The sequence below is a fragment of the Kribbella sp. CCNWLW201 genome (assembly GCF_037203805.1).
In the GTDB taxonomy this organism is placed as follows: Bacteria; Actinomycetota; Actinomycetes; order Propionibacteriales; family Kribbellaceae; genus Kribbella.
The window spans coordinates 771,947-788,984 of sequence record NZ_JBBCBQ010000002.1; the positions used below are offsets into that span (position 1 = coordinate 771,947).

Consider the following 17,038-nt stretch of genomic DNA (forward strand, 5'->3'; position numbering starts at 1 on the left):
GGATAAGTCCAAGGCATAGTTTTCACCGAAGTCATAAACTCGGTTCATGACAACTCTGAGGCAGCTCGAGTACCTGGTGACCGTGGTCGAGCAGGGGTCGTTCACGAAGGCGGCCGAGCTGCTGCACGTCACGCAGCCGGCGTTGTCCCATCAGATCCGCGCGCTCGAACGATCCGCGGGTGGCCCGCTGCTCGAGCGGTTGCCGCGGAACGTCCGCCTGACCCCGACCGGGCGCGCGATGCTGCCGCACGCCCGGGCCGCACTCGCCGACGCCGAACGCGCTCGCTGCGCGGCCCGTCAAGCCGCGGGACTGGAAGTCGGCGAGCTACAGATCGCGACGCTCTACTCGATCACCTTGGGGGTCCTACCGGCCGCCTTGCGCAAGTGGCGGCAGACCTACCCTGAGGTGGGCATCCGGCTGTTCGAGCACCGCCACACCGATGAACTGGTGGACGCGATGAATGCCGGCCAGGCGGATCTCGCCGTAGGCCCGGAGCCGGTCGGCTGGACGGGCATCACGCACACGATCCAGACCGAGGAGCTCGTCGTCGTGGTCGCCGCCGACGACCCGGCCGCGGTGGGAGACACCATCGCCTTGAAGGATCTGGCCGATCGCGCGTGGGTGCACTACACCCCCGGTCACGGGTTGGCCGACGTACTCGATCTCGCTTGTGCGCAAGCAGGTTTCGAGCCACGCGTCGCCGTACGCACCGAACAGACTGCCGCGGCTCCCGCACTCGCCACCGCCGGACTAGGACCTGCCTTGGTACCGGACAACATCCTGCCCAAAGGCTTCGACGGTCACGTCCTGCACCCCGATCCCCCGGTCCGACGGACCCTCACGGCGTACACGCGCGGCGAGCCGGACCCGCTCGCCGCAGCCTTCATCAAGCTGCTTCAGTCCTGACCCCAGTTGGCCACGATCACGGCGATCGGCGGCAGCACCGCGGCGACCGCGCTCATCCCGATCGCGACTGGGACGGAGAACAGCCGGACGACGAACCACGCCAGCCCGATCAGGACCAGGCAGCTCCCCATCAACCAGAAGTAGAGCTTGCGGTTGTCGTACCGCCGGGCCATCTCAGACCTTCAGTGAAAGCTTGCCCAAAGCATCGACCAGCGGAGCCAGCTCGGGCAGGTCGGCGGCCTTGTCGAGAGCGGACGTCAGTACGGCGTCATGCGTGGGCTGGGCCTGGTCGAGCAGGTCGCGGCCGGCCTGGGTGACCTCGGTGTAGATGCCGCGGCGGTCCGTCGGGCACAGGTACCGCTGTAGGAGCTCGCGGTCCTCCAGCCGGTTCACGAGCCGGGTGGTCGCGGACTGGCTCAGCACGACCGCGTTCGACAACTGGTTCATCCGCAGGTGGTAGTCGTCCTGCCGGGCGAGCACGTCGAGCACGCTGTACTCACTCACCGACAGCCCGTGCTGCTTCTGCAGCGCGCGCTCCAGCTCGTCCTCGATCCGGGCATGCAGAGCGGCCAGGGTCCGCCACCCCTGCGCCCGCGCCTCCGCGGCGTCGTCCGGTAGTCCCACGACTCCTCCACTTGAACTTCACGATTGCATGCGCAATCATAGCGCTTGTGCAATAGCCCGCGTCTGCAACTATCGCAGACGCCGGTAACAGTCACCAGACTACATTCGAGGAGATACCCCGTCATGCCTGCAGCCCTGCTGGCCCTCGCCATCGGTGCCTTCGGGATCGGGACCACCGAGTTCGTCATCATGGGCCTGCTGCCCGAGGTCGCGACCGACTTCGGCGTCAGCATCCCGTCCGCCGGTCTGCTCATCTCCGGCTACGCGTTGGGCGTCGTGGTCGGCGCTCCGCTGCTCACCGCGATCGGGTCCAAGGTGTCCCGCAAGACCGTGCTGGTCGCGCTGATGGGCGTGTTCATCGCCGGCAACCTGCTGTCCGCGCTCGCCCCGTCGTACGGCGTCCTGATGACCGGGCGGATCGTCGCCGCGCTGTCCCATGGCGCCTTCTTCGGGGTCGGCTCGGTGGTCGCCGCGTCGCTGGTTCCAATAGCGAAGCAGGCGAGTGCGATCGCGCTGATGTTCACCGGCCTGACCGTGGCCAACGTGTTCGGCGTCCCCGGCGGTACGGCACTTGGCCAGCAGTTCGGCTGGCGATCGACCTTCTGGGCCGTCACCGCGCTCGGCGTCATCGGGCTGCTCGGCATTGTCTTCCTCGTGCCGCGACAGACGACCTCCGAAGGGCCCGGCCTGCGCAGTGAGCTCGCCGTCTTCAAGAACCTGCAGGTGTGGCTCGCGCTGGCGATGACCGCTCTCGGCTTCGCCGGAGTGTTCGCGTCGTTCACCTACATCGCGCCGATGATGACCGAGGTCGCGGGCTTCTCGGCCGGGGCGGTGACCTGGCTGCTGGTGCTGTTCGGTGGCGGGCTGGTGGTCGGCAACCTGCTCGGCGGCAAGGCGGCCGACCGGTCGCTGATGCCGAGTCTGTACGGGATCCTCGCGCTGCTGGCCGTCGTACTGCTGGCGTTTGTGTTCACCGCGCATGGGCGGGTGACGTCGGCGGTGACGATCGCGGTGTTCGGTGCGGCTGGGTTCGCGACCGTGGCTCCGCTGCAGAAGCGGGTGATGGACAAGGCCGCGGGCGCGCCGGCGCTGGCCTCCGCGGCCAACATCGCCGCCTTCAACCTGGGCAACGCGGTCGGTGCCTACCTCGGCGGGCTGACCATCGAGCACGGCCTCGGCTACACCGCCCCCAACTGGGTAGGCGCCGCCCTGGCCGCCTCCGGCCTCGCGGTTGCCCTCCTCTCCGGCCTACTGGACCGCCGGGGGCGGATCTCCACCACTCACCAACCACACCGGACGCACCCGGCTCACGCTCAGCCATCGGCTCAGACCGGCTCTGGCGAGAGGTTGGTGAGTGGCACACGTCCGGTCAGCGGGTGAGGTACGCGCCGGGCGGCGCGTACTTGGTCGGGTGACACAGGGATGACCCGTCACCGATGTGCCCAAACAATCGCTTGTGCTACTCCTCGTGCTCAGGCGACTCTTCTCAGTCATGGGGCCGCACCGCCCAGGCGGCCCACTGAACTCTGGAGTGTGAGGCATGTCCGGAAAGCTCAAGCTCGCCCGTGCCGCCTTCGCCGCCGCCGTCCTGATCGCGGCCTCGGCCGGCGCGGTCGGCATCGCCGAAGCGAAGACCCCGCCGCCGCAGACCAACATCGTCGGCGGCACGCTGGCCAGCACCGCCCAGGCACCATGGGCGATCGCGCTGAACAACAGTCGGTCGCCGTCACCGAGCGGTCAGTACTGCGGTGCCACCCTGGTCAAGGCCAACAAGATCGTCACGGCAGCGCACTGCGTCACCCAGGCGATGAGCACCTACACGGCGATCCAGGGCCGCGACAACCTGAACACCACGACCGGCCGGACCTCGAAGATCTCCAAGATCTGGAAGGACCCGCTGTACGGACAGGCGGCCGGCCACGACGTCGCCGTACTCACGCTGACCACGCCGTTCACCGGTGTCGCCACCCTGCCGCTGGAGTCGAGCCGATCCGCGGACGCGGTCGGTGCGCAGTCGACCGTCTACGGATGGGGCAACACCGAGGGCACCGGTCCGGCCGACCGGTTCCAGAAGGTGCTCGTGCCGGTGCTCGGGGACTCGTACTGCAGTGATGTCTACGCCGCCTACGACTACGCCGCGAACGGTGAGATCTGCGCCGGCTACAAGGCGGGCGGCAAGGACTCCTGCCAGGGCGATTCCGGTGGCCCGCTGGTCCTGAACGGCCGTCTGTTCGGAGTCGTCTCCTGGGGTATCGGCTGCGCCGACGCCGGTAACCCGGGTGTGTACGCCGAGGTCGCGACCTACTACTCGGCTCTGACCGCCCAGATCAACAGCTGACCTACTGACGAGTGGCCGGCCCACGGGGGCCGGCCACTTACCTTTTCTTGGGTACGGCGATCACGACGGCGTTGCTGAGGTACGCAGTACCGTCCCAGTCCTCGCACGTGACCAGGACCAGCCGACCAGGGACGCCCTGGTTGAAGAGCTGCGCGGCCTGCTTGGCCAGCGTCTTCTTGCGATAGATGGTCACCGAAGAGACCACGTAGTTGATCGCGCCGCGGCCGGTGGTCACCGTGACCGCGTCACCGGCCGTCAGCTCATCGAGGTCGTCGAACGCGCCACCGCCGTCGTGCACGGTGTGGCCGGTGATGATCGCCGAGCCCTTGGTCGCACCGGGCTGGGCGCCGTCCGACCACCAGCCGACCAGGCGGGGGTTGGACGGCGGGATGAGCGAGCCGCCGCGGGCCCGAATCCCGAGTACGCGGGCGGAGACGCCGAGACTCGGCACCGACACCCTGATCGGGTTCCCCGGCCGGACCGGTCCGGTGCTCAGGACCTCAGGCGGAGGCGTCGACTGCGAGGTGCCCGGCGAAGTGCCCTTCGAGGACGGCTTCGTCGGTGCGGCGGACGCCGTACCAGCCACTCGTGGGGTCGACGGGCCGGGAGCCGACGAGGGGCCGACAGCTGTCGGCTGCCGGCCCTCATCAGTGCTTTCGTCCCCCCTGAGCTGGACGTATCCGCCAGTCAGGAGAAGGGCTGCGCCGGCCGCCAGGGCCCCGATCGTCCACCACGATGAACGAGCGCGACCCGGGCGGCGACGCTTCGCGGACATGTCAGGCAGAGTGCTGACCGCGCGTCTGCCGTGACTTCAGGATGCCGGCGAACACGAGCAGACCACCGAGCATGAGCAGGGCGATGCCCCAGACGCTCTGGCTGCTGGTGCTGGCGGACGTGTTCTTCAGGCCACCGGACAGACCGGCGTCAACGTCGGTCGGAACCGGAGCGGCCGGCGTGCTCGTCGTGCTGGTCGGGCTCACCGTCGGCGTGACCGACGGAGACTCGCTCGGGGTCTCGCTCGGCGTCTCCGAGGGGGTCTCGCTCGGCGTCTCGGAAGGCGTCTCGCTCGGGGTCTCCGACGGAGTCTCGCTCGGGGTCTCCGACGGGGTCTCGCTCGGCGTCTCCGAAGGCGTCTCGGAAGGCGTCTGGGTCGGGGTCTCGGTAGGCGTCTGGGTCGGCGTCTCCGACGGCGACGGCGTGATCACGATCTTGCCGACGCAGAAGGACACGTGGCTGATGCCGTAGAACTTGCCGTTGTTGTCGTTCACCGGCGTGTGCAGCCCGACACCGGCCACCGTCCCGGCCGGGCGGTAGTCGTAGAAGTTCGCGTTCGGTCCGCCCTTGATGATGGCGCCGAGCACGACGCCACCGGTGGCGGTGAAGTCGACGACCTTGCCGCCGGTCTGGTCGCCGTCGTGCGCCGGGTCGTCGACCAGGAGCGTGCGCTCTTTCCAGTCCACCGTGACGCCGTCAGCCGTCTTCGAACCCGGGGTCGGCGGGTCGAACTTGATTTCTGTCGAGCCCGGTACGAGCTCGGCGCAGGTCGGGTTGCCGGGCTTCACGATGCCGTCGGCCGAGGCGGACGGGGCCATCGCAAGGGTGACGCCGCCCAGCACGAGCGCCAGCGCGCCCGCCCCACCAAGCAACGCGACGGCGCGTGAGCTCTTCGACTTCACACGCGTGTCCACCGATGTTTCGTTCACAAGTCTGTTCCCCATGTCTGTAGCCGATCCTGCGACCGGCAAGGTCGTCGGTGGTCCTCCGGAGCGACATCCTCCGGCGTGGACCAGGCGGTTCAAGCCATCCGTCGAAGCCGACGTAAACCGGCCTGGCCGTTTCCCCGGATCCGGAACTGGTCCGGTCCGCCCCGCGGGATCATTGGCCCTCGGCATTCTGGTGGTGCGGCGTTGCCGAGCGCAAGTACGGAAAGCGCGACTCGCCGTGGTCCTTACGTTTCGCAACCGAACCGTTTCCTCCGATCGCACAAAGTAGTTGCCTTTCGCCACTAAAACACTGTTTTAGGCTCTGATACAGCGTTTTCGCTATGCTGCTCCGGATGGCACGCGAGGCGGACGAGAAGACGGTGCTCGGATCGGTGTGGTTGCGTGCCGATCCGCATGCGACGAGGGCCCCGCTGAGCCGGGAGGACATCGTCCGTACGGCGGTCAAAGTGCTGGACCGGGACGGGCTGGACACGTTCTCGATGCGGCGGATGGCGGCCGAGCTCGGGACCGCTGCGACCTCCGCGCTGTACTGGCGGATCGCGAACAAGAACGACCTGCTCGAGCTCGCCGTCGACGAGGTTCTGGGCGAGGCGCTCGTACCGACCGCGGGCGGTGACTGGCGCGACCAGGTGACCGTTCTCGCGACAGCGGCGTACGAGGCACTGTGGGCACATCCGTGGGCGCCGCAGTTGCTGGCGTCCCATGCCGGGCTAGGACCGAACTACCAGGGCCTGGCCGAGCGCATCCTGAATGTGCTGAGCTCAGCCGGGTTCAAGGGCGTGCATCTGGATGCGGCAGTGTCGGCGATCTTCCACTACCTGATCGGCTCAGCCGTGACCGATGCGGCGTGGACGGCGACGGTACGGCGAAGTGGGCTGACCGAGGACGAATGGGCCACCGCGGCCGGCGACCAGCTCGGTGTCGGCGCAGCAAGCCTTGCGGCGTACCTGAGCCGGGAGAACCTGGCCGGCCCGGAGGCCCGCTTCACCACCGGCCTCCGAGCCATCCTCGTCGGCCTGCGGCCACGTCAACTGTCCTAGAGGTCGGCGAACACCGAGGCCGGGTTTTCGAAGGCGTCGGCGACGAAGCGGAGGAAGGCGGCCGCCGTGCCTCCGTCGCAGACCCGGTGATCGAAGACGAGGGACAGCTGGGTGAGTTTGCGGATCGCGAGTTCGCCGTCGACCACCCACGGGCGGTCGATGATCCGGCCGACGCCGAGGATCGCGACCTGCGGGTGGTTGATGATCGCCGCGCTGCCGTCCACCCCGAAACTGCCGTAGTTGTTCAGCGTGAACGTCCCACAGCCCAGCTCGTACGGCGTGAGTCGCCCGTCCCGCGCGGATTCGGTCAACCGCCTGATCTCCGCGTCCAGAGCGCGCGTGGTCAGCCGATGCGCGTTCGGCACCGCCGGTACGACGAGACCGCGGTCGGTCTGCGCCGCCAGGCCGAGGTTGATCCCGTCGTACTGGACGAGTTCCTCCCGCTCGGTGTCGACGAACCCGTTCAGCTCCGGGTACTTCTGCAACCCGGCCACCACGAACCGCGCCATCAACGCCAGCAGCCCAGGCCCGGAATCCTTTGCCGTCCGCAACGATTCCCGCAGCTCCACCAGCGCGGTCGCGTCCACGTCCACCCAGGTCGTGGCCTCCGGGATCTCGGCCCGGCTCCGGCTCAACGTCGCCGCCACCGCCTTCCGGAACCCGCTCATCGGCGTCCGCCGCAGCTCCGGCAGCCCGGTCCGCGAGGTCACCTCCGGCTTCTTCTCGAACCGCTGCGCGATGGCTTCCTCCACATCCCGCCGCACGATCAACCCGTTCGCACCCGACCCCACCAGGCTCTTCAGATCAACCTCGGCATCCCGGGCAATCCGCCGTACCAACGGCGAAATCACCAACGGCACCTCGCTTTTCGGAGGATTGGTGCCACTGGGCGGCACTGATCTTCCGGAAGCCGGGGATGCCTGCGGCCGGGGCTTGCGTCGGCGACCGGAGCCGGCGCCGTCACCGGTGCCGTAGCCGATCAGAACGTTGCCCGATCCCGCCTTCTCCTCCTCGCGGTACGTCGTCCCCGCGTCGACCTTCGCGATCGTGATCAGCGGCTTGCCGACCGGGATCACCGTGCCCGGCTCGCCGTGCAGCTCTTCGACGACTCCGGCGTACGGCGAGGGCAGCTCGACCACGGATTTGGCGGTCTCGACCTCGGCGACCGGGGCGTCGACGGTGACGACGTCCCCGACCTTCACCAGCCAGCGCACGATCTCGGCCTCGGTCAGTCCTTCACCGAGATCAGGCAGCAAGAACGTGTTCACGAGTCCTCCCACTGCAGGTCATCCACCGCGTCGAGGATCCGGTCCACGCCCGGCAACTGGTACTTCTCCAACTTCGGCGGCGGGTACGGGATGTCGAACCCGGTGACCCGCCGGATCGGCGCGGCCAGCGAGTGGAAGCACCGTTCGGTGACCCGGGCAACGATCTCCGACGACACACTGGCGAACCCGCTCGCCTCGGCAACCACAACGGCCCGTCCGGTACGACGTACTGCCGCACAGACCGTCTCGTCGTCGAACGGCACGATCGATCGCAGGTCCACCACGGTCAGCTGCCGGCCCTCGGCGGCCGCGACCTCCGCCGCCTCGAGCGCGACCGGCACCGACGGCCCGTACGCGATCAGGGTCGCGTCCGCACCCTCCCGCCGTACGACGGCCGTCCCGATGCCGGGCTGGTCCTCGGTGAGGTCGACCTCCTCCTTGGCCCAGTAGAGCTTCTTCGGCTCCATGAACACCACCGGGTCGGGGAACTCGATTGCCTTGCGCAACAAGGTGTACGCGTCCTCGACGGTGGCCGGCGCGACCACGGTGAGACCCGGGGTGTGCGCGTAGTAGCTCTCGGACGAGTCGCAGTGGTGCTCGACGCCGCCGATCCCGCCGGCGTACGGCATCCGGATCACCATCGGCAGCGTGACCTTGCCGCGGGTCCGGTTCCGCATCTTCGCGACGTGCGAGACGATCTGCTCGAAGGCCGGATACCCGAACGCGTCGAACTGCATCTCGACCACGGGGCGCATCCCGTTCATCGCCAGCCCGACCGCCATCCCGACGATGCCGGACTCGGCCAACGGGGTGTCGAAGCAACGATCCTCGCCGAATTCGGCGGTCAGCCCGTCGGTGATCCGGAAGACGCCGCCGAGGGCACCGACGTCCTCACCGAACATCAGCACGGTGTCGTCGGCCCGCATCGCGTCCCGCAGCGCCTGGTTCAGCGCCTGCGCCATGGTGATCTTCACGTGTGTCATGGCTCAGGCCTCCTCTCGCGCGAGCTCGTCCCGCAGGAACGCGGCCTGTTCCCGCAACTGCTGGGTCTGCGACGTGTACAGGTGCGCGAACAGGTCCGCCGGATCCACCGCCGGCTCGGGCATCAGGCCGTCCCGGAGCTGTGCGGCGACCTCGTCAGCCTCGGATGACGCCCGCTGCCGGACCGAGTCGTCGAGCAAACCTTCGTGCACGAGGTAGGTCTCCAGCCGCTTGATCGGGTCGCGCTCCAGCCACGGCGTGACCTCGTCGTTGTTGCGGTACCGGGTCGCGTCGTCGGCGTTCGTGTGCGCCTGCACGCGGTACGTGTGCGCCTCGACGAGCTGCGGACCCTCACCTGCTCGCGCCTTGTCCACGGCCTGCCCGAGGACGGCGAGCAGCCCGGCCAGATCGTTGCCATCGGCCCGTTCGCCGGGAACGCCGTACCCGATGCCCTTGTGTGCAAGGGAAGGCGCGACGGTCTGCCGGGCGAGCGGCACCGAGATCGCGTACTCGTTGTTCTGGATGAAGAAGACGACGGGCGTGTGGAAGACGGCGGCGAAGTTCAGCGCCTCGTGGAAGTCGCCTTCGCTGGTGGCACCGTCACCGCAGAGCGCCATCACCACGGTGTCCTCACCCTTGAGCCGCGCGGCGTGGGCGACGCCGACCGCGTGGGTGAGCTGGGTCGCGAGCGGCGTGGACTGCGGGGCGACGTTTCGGGCGTACGGGTCGTAGCCGGAGTGCCAGTCGCCGCGGAGCAGGGTGAGCGTCTCGATCGGGTCGACGCCGCGGCTCACGATCGAGACCGTGTCGCGGTACGTCGGGAACAGCCAATCGCCCTCGCGCAGCACCATCGTGGCGGCGACCTGGCACGCCTCCTGCCCGTGCGACGACGGGTAGACGGCGAGCCGGCCCTGCCGGACGAGCGCACTGGCCTGGTCGTTGATCCGGCGCCCCTTGATCAACTGAACGTAGCCGTCGAGCAGCGCGTCCTTGGTGGGAAGCGGGTACGACGGATGGTCGTGCGGAACTCCGTCCTGGTCGATCAACCGGACGGGTTCCGCGGAGGGGAGCAAACGCTCCTCGACGGTGGTCATGGACCCTCCTGAACGGGAGACGGACGGTGGCCTCATCGTCGTACTTCTGGCCATTCGGTTCCAGACCTGGGAAAATCGCGAGACGTTTGGTCCCCAATGCCCCAGAACGAGGAGCAGGATGTCCGACGACGTGATGATCGGCCCGGCCGGACCTGGACAGATGGTCGTCGCTCCCGCGCTCGACGAGGTCGATCGGCAGATCGTCGAGGCGCTCGGCCGGGACGGACGGCTCTCGATCCGGGCGCTCGCGGACCAGGTGCACATCTCCCGGGCGAACGCCTACGCGCGGGTCGAGCGGCTCACCACGACCGGCGTGATCACCGGGTTCACCGCCACGGTCGACCCGTTGAAGCTCGGCCTGGCGACGTCGGCGTACGTCACTCTCAGTCTCCGGCAGAGCTCCTGGCGGACGTTGCGGGAGCAGCTGCAGGCGATCCCCGAGGTCAAGCACATGGCGCTGGTCGGCGGCGACTTCGATGCCATCCTGCTGGTCCGCGCGGCCGACAACGAGGGCCTGCGACGTGTGGTCCTGGAGAAGCTGCAGGCCATCCCGGAAGTCCTGGCCACTCGCACCGCCCTGATCTTCGAGGACCTCGGCACGCTCTAGCAGCCGCAGGAACGCCTGAGGATCAGTTCCGTCGGGCAGGTCACCGCCTCGACCGCATCCGACCCGTCGATCAACCGCGTCACGGCGACCTGCGCTATTTCCTCCAGTGGCTGACGTACGACGCTCAGCGGCGGCCAGCTGTACTCGGTCTCCGCCGTACCGTCGAATGCGAGCACCGCGATGTCGGCCGGGACATTCAGGCCGGCCTCGTGGATCGCCCGCAGTACTCCGACCGCCTGGAGATCCGAGCTGGCGAAGATCGCGGTCGGCCGTGGTGTTGCCGCGAGCAACTCGCGGCCGGCGTCGTACCCGCCGCGCCGGCTGAAGCTTGTCCGCGCGATCGGACCTGCTTCGAGACCAGCGTGTTCGAGCGCGTCACGCCACCCCAACTCGCGCTCTGGCCGACCGTCGCCCCCGATCACCAAGCCGATGGTGCGATGACCGTGCCCGATCAGGTGCTCGACGCCGTGGCGGGCACCTTCGCGGTACTGCGATCTGACCGACGAAGCCTTCTCGAGGACGCGGTTGATCGCGACCACCGGGATGTCGACGCCGCTCAGATCCGGGTCCTCGGTCGGTGCGACCAGGACGATGCCGCTGACCCGGCGGGTGAGCAGTTCCGCGATCTTCGCGTGCTCGGTGTCCGGATCGCCGTCCGCGCTGGTCTGCAGGACGACGTACCCGCGCGCGGAGGCCACCTTGTCGATCGCCTTGGCGAGCTCGGCGAACAGCGGGTTCCCGCCGTCCGGGGTGATCAGGCCGACCGTGCGGGTGGTCCCCATCCGGAGCGCGCGGGCGGTCGCGTTCGGCCGGTAGCCGAGCACGCGGATCGCCTCCAGCACCCGCTCCCGCGTCTGCGGCGACACGCGTCGCGGACCCTCGTTCACCACGTAGCTGACCACGGCCGTGCTGACCCCGGCGTACTCCGCGACGTCGTTCCGGGTGACAGGGGCCTTCGTCATGAGCCTGATGATACGGGCGTTGACCGTTTTGGAAAGCGATTGCTAGCGTGAGCAGCTACACGAGTAGAAAGGGTCCCGTCGTGCCCAGACGCTATGCAGTGGCCGGTACTGGTTCGAGGGCGCAGGCCTACGTCCGCGCGATCCTCCAGGAGCACCCCGAGGAGGCCGAACTGGTCGCGTTGCTCGACCCGAACCCGGGCCGGCTCGCGTTCCACGACCGGAAGGTGAAGGAGCTCGGCGGTCCGGAGTTGCCGCAGTACGGCGCCGACGACCTGGAACGGATGGTCAAGGAGCAGTCCGTCGACCGGGTGGTCGTGACCAGCCCGGACTACACCCACGCGACCGTCGTCTCCCGGATCCTGCGGGCCGGCGCGGACGTGATCGTCGAGAAGCCGCTGACCATCGACGCCGACGGCACCCGGCAGATCGTCGACGCGATGAACGAGTCCGGCAAGTCGGTCGTCGTCACGTTCAACTACCGCTACTCACCCCGCAACAGCGCGCTGCGGCAACTGATTCTCGACGGCGAGATCGGCGCCGTCACCAGCGTCGAGTTCCAGTGGGTGCTCGACACTCGGCACGGCGCGGACTACTTCCGTCGCTGGCACCGGGAGAAGCGGTTCTCCGGCGGCCTGCTGGTGCACAAGGCGTCCCACCACTTCGACCTGGTGAACTGGTGGATCGCCTCGACGCCGACCCGTGTCTTCGCCTCCGGCGGCCTGTCCTTCTACGGCGCGGACAACGCGGCAACTCGTGGCCTTGGGCAACGACCTGAGCGGGGCACCGTCGACGGTTCGGCCGACGACCCGTGGCTGCTCGACCTGCGCACCGACGACACCAACCGGCAGCTGTACCTGGAGAGCGAGCAGTACGACGGGTACATCCGCGACCAGGACGTGTTCGGTCCAGGCATCACGATCGAGGACAACATGGCCGTGATCGCGGAGTACGCGAACGGCGCCCGGTTGAGCTACTCGCTGAACGCGCACTCACCGTGGGAGGGCTACCGGGTCTGCGTCAACGGCACCGAGGGTCGCGCCGAGCTCGAGGTGGTCGAGCGCGCCGCGGTGATCGACGACCGGATCGACCCGAGCTACCCGGCCGAGCGCGTCGTCGCCGGCGAGGTGCGGTCGGACGGCGAGCGGCTCGTTCTGCAGAAGCACTGGGCCCCGGCGGTCGAGGTCGAGATCCCGCGTGGGGTCGGCGGTCACGGCGGCGGCGACCGGCTGATCTACGCCGACCTCTTCAAGGGCCCCGGCAACGACCCGCTCGGCCGCGCCGCCGACGTCCACGACGGCGTCCGCGCCGTTGCCGTCGGCATCGCCGCGAACCAGTCCCTGGTCTCCGGCCAGCCTGTCGTGATCGCCGATCTGGAGCTCGGCGGCTGGGCTCAGGCTTAACGCGAACCGCCAGGCCATCACAATTCGCCACGCTGCGGCGCGCTCACGCTCAGCCGCCCACGGAGCGCTCGTTTGTGATGGCCTGGCGGTCCGCCTGCTACCACGACGCAGGGGCGCCTGGGCGATGCGTGCCGAACGTCCACTCGTACCCCTCGGGGTCGGCGACGCGGCAGCGGTAGTTGCCCCACGCGGTGTCGGCCGGCTCCCAGACCGACTCGGCCCCGGCCGCGACCGCGGTCTGGTGGATGGCGTCCACCTCGGCCTGGCTGTCGAACGCGATGTAGCTGCCGTGGCCGACCGTCTCGCCCTTGCGGATCGGCTTGTCGTAACCTTCCTCGTCGGTGAAGAGGGTGAAGGCCACACCGCCGTACCGCATCTCGGCATGCATGATGCCGCCCTTGTCGTCCGGCACCTCCATCGTGGTCTCGAACCCGAACGCCTTCTCCAGCCAACGCAGGGCACCGACCGCATCGCGGTAGCCGAAATACGCGTGGAAGGTGGCTGTGCTGCTGCTGTTGTTCTCGGTCATGCATCCAGAATCTCGAAGGTAGCGGCCAGCTTCTGACCGCTACCTCACCGGATTTCGCCTACTTGCGGAACTGACCTGGGCCGAGGACCTGCCAGCCCTTGGCGGTGGGAGTGCTGATCGAACCGAGCGGCATGGTGAAGGTGCGGACCTGCCGGTTCGGGCGGCTGATCGCCCAGAACGTCGGTTGCCTAGGGTTCGAGCGGTCCCAGGCGATGCCCTGGCCCTGGACGTCCGAGAGGTCGACCGTGGCGATCCAGCGCAGTTCGGAGCCGGCGACCGGGAGTTGCATCACGTACGCCTCGCCGAGGTCGTGACCGGTCAGCCAGAGCCGGCCGTCCGGACCCCACGAACCACCGGAGTTCGACATCGGCTTGAACTTGTCCAGGATCGGCTTCGGGATGGTCCAGGACGCAACCGGTTCGAACCGGTCGTTCAGCTTCACCACCTGGGTGTTGTAGGTCTGGCCGTACGGCTCGGTCATCCCGTCCTGGATCACGTCATAGTTGGCGAATCCGGCCCACCACGCGCCGTCGTACCGATCCAGCCAGGTGAGCGAACCGCGGTAGATGCCGAACGAATAGGTGTCGACGTGGCGCATCGTCTTGGTGTCGAAGACCTCGATCGAGCTCTCCATCGGCCACTCGGGGTAGTTCGAGTGGACGGCGTACAACTTGCTGCCCACGACGACACCGCTGTCCATGTGCTTGAACGGGCCATCGGTGTCACCGGCGAACTGGAGCAAGGGCTCGCCGGCGGTGCGGTCGTGCTTGGTGATCGTCCGATTGTTGACTGCGTAGAAGTACTTCGCGTCGACGGCCACGGCCTGGTTGGCGTCGAAGGCGGCGTACGACGTGAGTGGGGTCGCCGGGTACGACGGTGGTTCGGCGGCGGTCGTCGTACTCGCTGTGTTGCCAGCTGTGGTGGACGTGGCTTTTGTGTCGGCGGCCGGGCGCGCGGCGGACGCGGTCGGGAGGGCGACGGCGGCGATGGTTGCCGTCGCGATGATCAGGGCGGGGAGCTTTCGCATCACAACCTCCGAGGGGATGGATCCTGCTCCCCGACCCTCGTTCCATCGTGGGAACGACCGCGGTCAGGCGTGTGAACCTGCTGCGTCAGGTTGATTGCCGAGCGGCTGCTTGCCTTCGGAACCAGATGAAGAGGGCGACGCAGGGGATGAGCAGGCCGCCGATGCCGAGGACGAGGAAGTCCCACTCGGCGCTGATGTGGTCGACCAGCCAGCCGAAGTTCTGACCGAAGAACCCGGTCACGAAGGTCAGCGGCAGGAACACCGTGGCCAGGATGGTCAGCTGCTCCATCGTCGCGTTCTGCTGGACGCTGACCTTGGTCTGCTCGACCGAGATGACCGCCATGTTCGCCTCGAGCACGGTCGCGAGCAGATCGCGTTGCGCCGCCACCTCCTCGTTCACCAGCACCAGGTGATCGCGCACGTCCCGGAAGTACGGCAACAGGTCGGTGTTGCGCGCACCGCGCTCGATCGTCGCCAGTACGGCGAGCAGCGGGTGAACGGCCCGGTAGAAGTCGGTCACCTCGCGGCGCAGGAAGTAGATCCGCTCGGTCGGCGCGACGGATCCGGCGAAGACGGTGTGCTCGACCTGCTCGATATCGCGTTCGAGCTCGGCGACGACCGGGCCGTAGCCGTCGACGACCTGGTCGAGGATCGCCCACAGGACGGAGTTCGTGCCGGCCTTCAACAGTTCGGGCCGCTGCTCGAGCCGGATCCGGGCGCCGTGCAGGTCGCTGGCGACACCCTGACGGACGGTGATCACGAACGCCGGCCCGACGAACACGCTCACCTCGCCGAAGTCCACCTCCTCCCGTTCCTCGTCGTACCTGGCGGTACGCAGGATGACGAGGCGGATGTCACCCTCGTACGGCTCCACCTTCGGGCGTAGGTGGAAGGTCTGTGCGTCCTCGACCGCCAGCTCGTGCAGGCCGAAGTTCTCGCTGACCTGGGCGAGCTCGTCGACGGTCGGTTCGAACATGCCGAGCCAGACGAAGCCGCCTTCCTTGCACCGGGTGGCGGCGTCCTCGATCGACATCGGACCGACGTGCTGGCGGTGGCCGTCCCGGTAGTAAGCGCAGTCGATGATCATGATGTGTCCTCCTCCCCCGATGGTCAGGCCTGAAGACGATAGGAAATAGGGTTGAGTGGCGAAGCCGGGATGAATTCCGGTCCCTGGTGAGTGCTCTTCGAGTGCTCTTCGAGTGCCTGAAGAGCGCGGGTCGGGTTCCTGGTGCGGTCGGTGCGGTTCGGTGAGGATGTTGGCGAGGAGGAACTATGGGACTGCCAGTGGTGTTGATGCCGGGACCGATGAACCGGTCGGTCGCGGACGGTCTGGACGGGAAGGTCGAGCTGATCCGGCTCTGGGAGGAGGCGGATCCTGACGCGGTGCTGGCCAAGCGGCGGGACGAGATCGTTGCCGTCGCCGCCGGTGGGACGCGGATCGACGGCGCGTTCCTGGACCGGTTGCCCAACGTTCGGATCGTGTCGAGCTTCGGCGTCGGGTACGACCAGATCGACGCGACGGCCGCGGCCGAGCGCGGTGTCGTGGTGACGAACACGCCTGGCGTGCTGGACGACGAGGTCGCCGACACCGCTCTCGGGTTGCTGCTGATGACCGTCCGCGAGCTACCCCAGGCCGAGCGGTACCTGCGCGCCGGCAAGTGGCAGGACGGCCCGTACCCGTTGACCAAGGCAACGTTGCACGGCCGCCGGATGGGCATCCTCGGTCTCGGCCGGATCGGCCAGGCGATCGCCGACCGGGTCGCGCCGTTCGGCGTTTCCGTTGCCTACCACAACCGCCGCCGCAAGGACGTCGACTTCCACTACTATCCGTCGCTGGTCGAGATGGCCCGCAACGTCGACATCCTGATGATCGTCATCCCCGGCGGCGACAGCACCCGCCACCTCGTCAACGCCGAGGTCCTCGAGGCACTGGGCCCCGACGGCATCCTGATCAACGTGGCCCGCGGCACCGTCGTCGACGAGGCGGCCCTGGTCGACGCCCTCCGCAACGGCACCATCCTCAGCGCCGGCCTGGACGTCTTCGAAGCCGAGCCCACCGTCCACCCCGGCCTCCTCGACCTCCCCAACGCCGTCCTCCTCCCCCACGTCGGCTCCGCCACCATCCCCACCCGCAACGCCATGGGCAACCTGGTCGTAGAAAACCTCCTCAACTGGTTCACCTACGGCACCCCCATCACCCCCGTCCCCGAATCAGCCAACCTAGTGAAACCCTGACCACCCACCACCCCCCGACCTAAAGCCCAACACCACCCCGAGCCGGAGAACGGCCCGGCTGATTGCCGAAGCCGCCGCCCGAAGCCGGTGAGCACCGCACCTCACCAGCCCCAGACACTGCACCGAGCAAGCGAACGGGGAGCCGGCTGACCTCGGGCGCCCCGCGGCTGCCGACACGGGCAGTTGGTCAGCTGCTGCCTGCTGCCTGCTGCCTGCTGCCTGCTGCCGACGCACCTCCACAGACCGAGGCGGTCTGTGGAGCCGGCTAACCGTGTGGATGGTTGGTGAGGTGATGCGTGGAG

The 17,038-nt window shown here is 68.2% G+C and carries 18 protein-coding genes; 7 read left to right on the top strand and 11 right to left on the bottom strand.

The window, feature by feature from the left end; all coding sequences use genetic code 11:
• Window positions 1-46: 46 nt before the first annotated feature.
• A complete protein-coding gene (locus V9K99_RS13420; RefSeq protein WP_337001722.1) occupies window positions 47-907 on the top strand; it encodes a LysR family transcriptional regulator in 861 nt (286 codons plus the stop codon).
• Here V9K99_RS13420 and V9K99_RS13425 read toward each other — a convergent pair.
• Window positions 898-1,080 (bottom strand): DUF3099 domain-containing protein, encoded by a 183-nt coding sequence (locus V9K99_RS13425; protein WP_337001720.1) that lies wholly within the window; start codon window positions 1,078-1,080, stop codon window positions 898-900. The two genes, V9K99_RS13420 and V9K99_RS13425, sit on opposite strands and share 10 nt — an antisense overlap.
• Window position 1,081: 1 nt before the next feature.
• Entirely contained in the window at window positions 1,082-1,531 is a 450-nt protein-coding gene (locus tag V9K99_RS13430; protein WP_337001718.1) for a MarR family winged helix-turn-helix transcriptional regulator, read from the bottom strand.
• A 123-nt stretch (window positions 1,532-1,654) separates the two neighbouring features.
• On the opposite strand from V9K99_RS13430, the gene V9K99_RS13435 reads away from it, so the two are divergent.
• On the top strand, window positions 1,655-2,911 hold the full coding sequence (locus V9K99_RS13435; protein ID WP_337001716.1) for an MFS transporter: 1,257 nt from the start codon (window positions 1,655-1,657) through the stop codon (window positions 2,909-2,911).
• A gap of 160 nt (window positions 2,912-3,071) precedes the next feature.
• Window positions 3,072-3,869, top strand: coding sequence for a S1 family peptidase (locus V9K99_RS13440; RefSeq protein WP_337001714.1), 798 nt, complete (start codon window positions 3,072-3,074; stop codon window positions 3,867-3,869).
• A 37-nt stretch (window positions 3,870-3,906) separates the two neighbouring features.
• Here V9K99_RS13440 and V9K99_RS13445 read toward each other — a convergent pair whose 3' ends face one another.
• Together V9K99_RS13445 and V9K99_RS13450 are read right to left on the bottom strand one after the other, a co-directional pair.
• Complete coding sequence (locus V9K99_RS13445) at window positions 3,907-4,644, bottom strand: class F sortase (protein WP_337001712.1); 738 nt, start codon at window positions 4,642-4,644, stop codon at window positions 3,907-3,909.
• Window position 4,645: 1 nt separating this feature from the next.
• Window positions 4,646-5,557, bottom strand: a complete 912-nt coding sequence (locus tag V9K99_RS13450; protein ID WP_337001710.1) for a hypothetical protein — start codon at window positions 5,555-5,557, stop codon at window positions 4,646-4,648.
• 368 nt (window positions 5,558-5,925) lie between these two features.
• Between V9K99_RS13450 and V9K99_RS13455 the strand changes: the two genes are divergently transcribed.
• Window positions 5,926-6,633, top strand: a complete 708-nt coding sequence (locus tag V9K99_RS13455) for a TetR/AcrR family transcriptional regulator (protein ID WP_337001708.1) — start codon at window positions 5,926-5,928, stop codon at window positions 6,631-6,633.
• Here the strand turns inward: V9K99_RS13455 and V9K99_RS13460 are convergent.
• The 3 genes from V9K99_RS13460 to V9K99_RS13470 are packed head-to-tail and all read right to left on the bottom strand — an operon-like array spanning window position 6,630 to window position 9,976.
• Window positions 6,630-7,901, bottom strand: coding sequence for a dihydrolipoamide acetyltransferase family protein (locus V9K99_RS13460; protein WP_337001706.1), 1,272 nt, complete (start codon window positions 7,899-7,901; stop codon window positions 6,630-6,632). The two genes, V9K99_RS13455 and V9K99_RS13460, sit on opposite strands and share 4 nt — an antisense overlap.
• A complete protein-coding gene (locus tag V9K99_RS13465) occupies window positions 7,898-8,884 on the bottom strand; it encodes an alpha-ketoacid dehydrogenase subunit beta (protein ID WP_337001704.1) in 987 nt (328 codons plus the stop codon). Before V9K99_RS13465 ends, V9K99_RS13460 begins: the two co-directional genes overlap by 4 nt.
• Before the next feature lie 3 nt (window positions 8,885-8,887).
• The gene (locus tag V9K99_RS13470; RefSeq protein ID WP_337001702.1) at window positions 8,888-9,976 is read right to left on the bottom strand and encodes a thiamine pyrophosphate-dependent dehydrogenase E1 component subunit alpha; all 1,089 of its coding nucleotides are present in this window, start codon (window positions 9,974-9,976) and stop codon (window positions 8,888-8,890) included.
• A 118-nt stretch (window positions 9,977-10,094) separates the two neighbouring features.
• Between V9K99_RS13470 and V9K99_RS13475 the strand changes: the two genes are divergently transcribed.
• A complete protein-coding gene (locus V9K99_RS13475) occupies window positions 10,095-10,583 on the top strand; it encodes an Lrp/AsnC family transcriptional regulator (protein ID WP_337001700.1) in 489 nt (162 codons plus the stop codon).
• Here V9K99_RS13475 and V9K99_RS13480 read toward each other — a convergent pair.
• Window positions 10,580-11,545, bottom strand: a complete 966-nt coding sequence (locus V9K99_RS13480; RefSeq protein WP_337001698.1) for a LacI family DNA-binding transcriptional regulator — start codon at window positions 11,543-11,545, stop codon at window positions 10,580-10,582. The two genes, V9K99_RS13475 and V9K99_RS13480, sit on opposite strands and share 4 nt — an antisense overlap.
• Before the next feature lie 80 nt (window positions 11,546-11,625).
• Here V9K99_RS13480 and V9K99_RS13485 point away from each other — a divergent pair, with 80 nt between their 5' ends.
• Window positions 11,626-12,945 carry a Gfo/Idh/MocA family protein gene (locus V9K99_RS13485; RefSeq protein ID WP_337001696.1) on the top strand — a complete coding sequence of 440 codons (1,320 nt, stop codon included), beginning with the start codon at window positions 11,626-11,628 and terminating at the stop codon, window positions 12,943-12,945.
• 97 nt (window positions 12,946-13,042) lie between these two features.
• On the opposite strand, the gene V9K99_RS13490 is transcribed toward V9K99_RS13485, so the two are convergent.
• The 3 genes from V9K99_RS13490 to V9K99_RS13500 all read right to left on the bottom strand — a co-directional run bounded on the left by V9K99_RS13490 (window position 13,043) and on the right by V9K99_RS13500 (window position 15,588).
• Window positions 13,043-13,474, bottom strand: a complete 432-nt coding sequence (locus V9K99_RS13490) for a VOC family protein (RefSeq protein WP_337001694.1) — start codon at window positions 13,472-13,474, stop codon at window positions 13,043-13,045.
• 58 nt (window positions 13,475-13,532) lie between these two features.
• Complete coding sequence (locus V9K99_RS13495) at window positions 13,533-14,501, bottom strand: hypothetical protein (RefSeq protein WP_337001692.1); 969 nt, start codon at window positions 14,499-14,501, stop codon at window positions 13,533-13,535.
• Between the two features lie 85 nt (window positions 14,502-14,586).
• A complete protein-coding gene (locus tag V9K99_RS13500; protein WP_337001690.1) occupies window positions 14,587-15,588 on the bottom strand; it encodes a magnesium and cobalt transport protein CorA in 1,002 nt (333 codons plus the stop codon).
• A gap of 185 nt (window positions 15,589-15,773) precedes the next feature.
• Between V9K99_RS13500 and V9K99_RS13505 the strand changes: the two genes are divergently transcribed.
• On the top strand, window positions 15,774-16,736 hold the full coding sequence (locus V9K99_RS13505) for a 2-hydroxyacid dehydrogenase (protein ID WP_337001688.1): 963 nt from the start codon (window positions 15,774-15,776) through the stop codon (window positions 16,734-16,736).
• Window positions 16,737-17,038 lie beyond the last annotated feature (302 nt).

What these genes read in the sequence shown, in the direction of transcription:
- V9K99_RS13420 (WP_337001722.1), top strand. Translation starts at nt 47, where the DNA reads ATGACAACTCTGAGGCAGCTCGAGTACCTGGTGACCGTGGTCGAGCAG.
- V9K99_RS13425 (WP_337001720.1), bottom strand. Translation starts at nt 1,080, where the DNA reads ATGGCCCGGCGGTACGACAACCGCAAGCTCTACTTCTGGTTGATGGGG.
- V9K99_RS13435 (WP_337001716.1), top strand. Translation starts at nt 1,655, where the DNA reads ATGCCTGCAGCCCTGCTGGCCCTCGCCATCGGTGCCTTCGGGATCGGG.
- V9K99_RS13440 (WP_337001714.1), top strand. Translation starts at nt 3,072, where the DNA reads ATGTCCGGAAAGCTCAAGCTCGCCCGTGCCGCCTTCGCCGCCGCCGTC.
- V9K99_RS13445 (WP_337001712.1), bottom strand. Translation starts at nt 4,644, where the DNA reads ATGTCCGCGAAGCGTCGCCGCCCGGGTCGCGCTCGTTCATCGTGGTGG.
- V9K99_RS13455 (WP_337001708.1), top strand. Translation starts at nt 5,926, where the DNA reads ATGGCACGCGAGGCGGACGAGAAGACGGTGCTCGGATCGGTGTGGTTG.
- V9K99_RS13465 (WP_337001704.1), bottom strand. Translation starts at nt 8,884, where the DNA reads ATGACACACGTGAAGATCACCATGGCGCAGGCGCTGAACCAGGCGCTG.
- V9K99_RS13470 (WP_337001702.1), bottom strand. Translation starts at nt 9,976, where the DNA reads ATGACCACCGTCGAGGAGCGTTTGCTCCCCTCCGCGGAACCCGTCCGG.
- V9K99_RS13475 (WP_337001700.1), top strand. Translation starts at nt 10,095, where the DNA reads ATGTCCGACGACGTGATGATCGGCCCGGCCGGACCTGGACAGATGGTC.
- V9K99_RS13480 (WP_337001698.1), bottom strand. Translation starts at nt 11,545, where the DNA reads ATGACGAAGGCCCCTGTCACCCGGAACGACGTCGCGGAGTACGCCGGG.
- V9K99_RS13490 (WP_337001694.1), bottom strand. Translation starts at nt 13,474, where the DNA reads ATGACCGAGAACAACAGCAGCAGCACAGCCACCTTCCACGCGTATTTC.
- V9K99_RS13495 (WP_337001692.1), bottom strand. Translation starts at nt 14,501, where the DNA reads ATGCGAAAGCTCCCCGCCCTGATCATCGCGACGGCAACCATCGCCGCC.
- V9K99_RS13500 (WP_337001690.1), bottom strand. Translation starts at nt 15,588, where the DNA reads ATGATCATCGACTGCGCTTACTACCGGGACGGCCACCGCCAGCACGTC.
- V9K99_RS13505 (WP_337001688.1), top strand. Translation starts at nt 15,774, where the DNA reads ATGGGACTGCCAGTGGTGTTGATGCCGGGACCGATGAACCGGTCGGTC.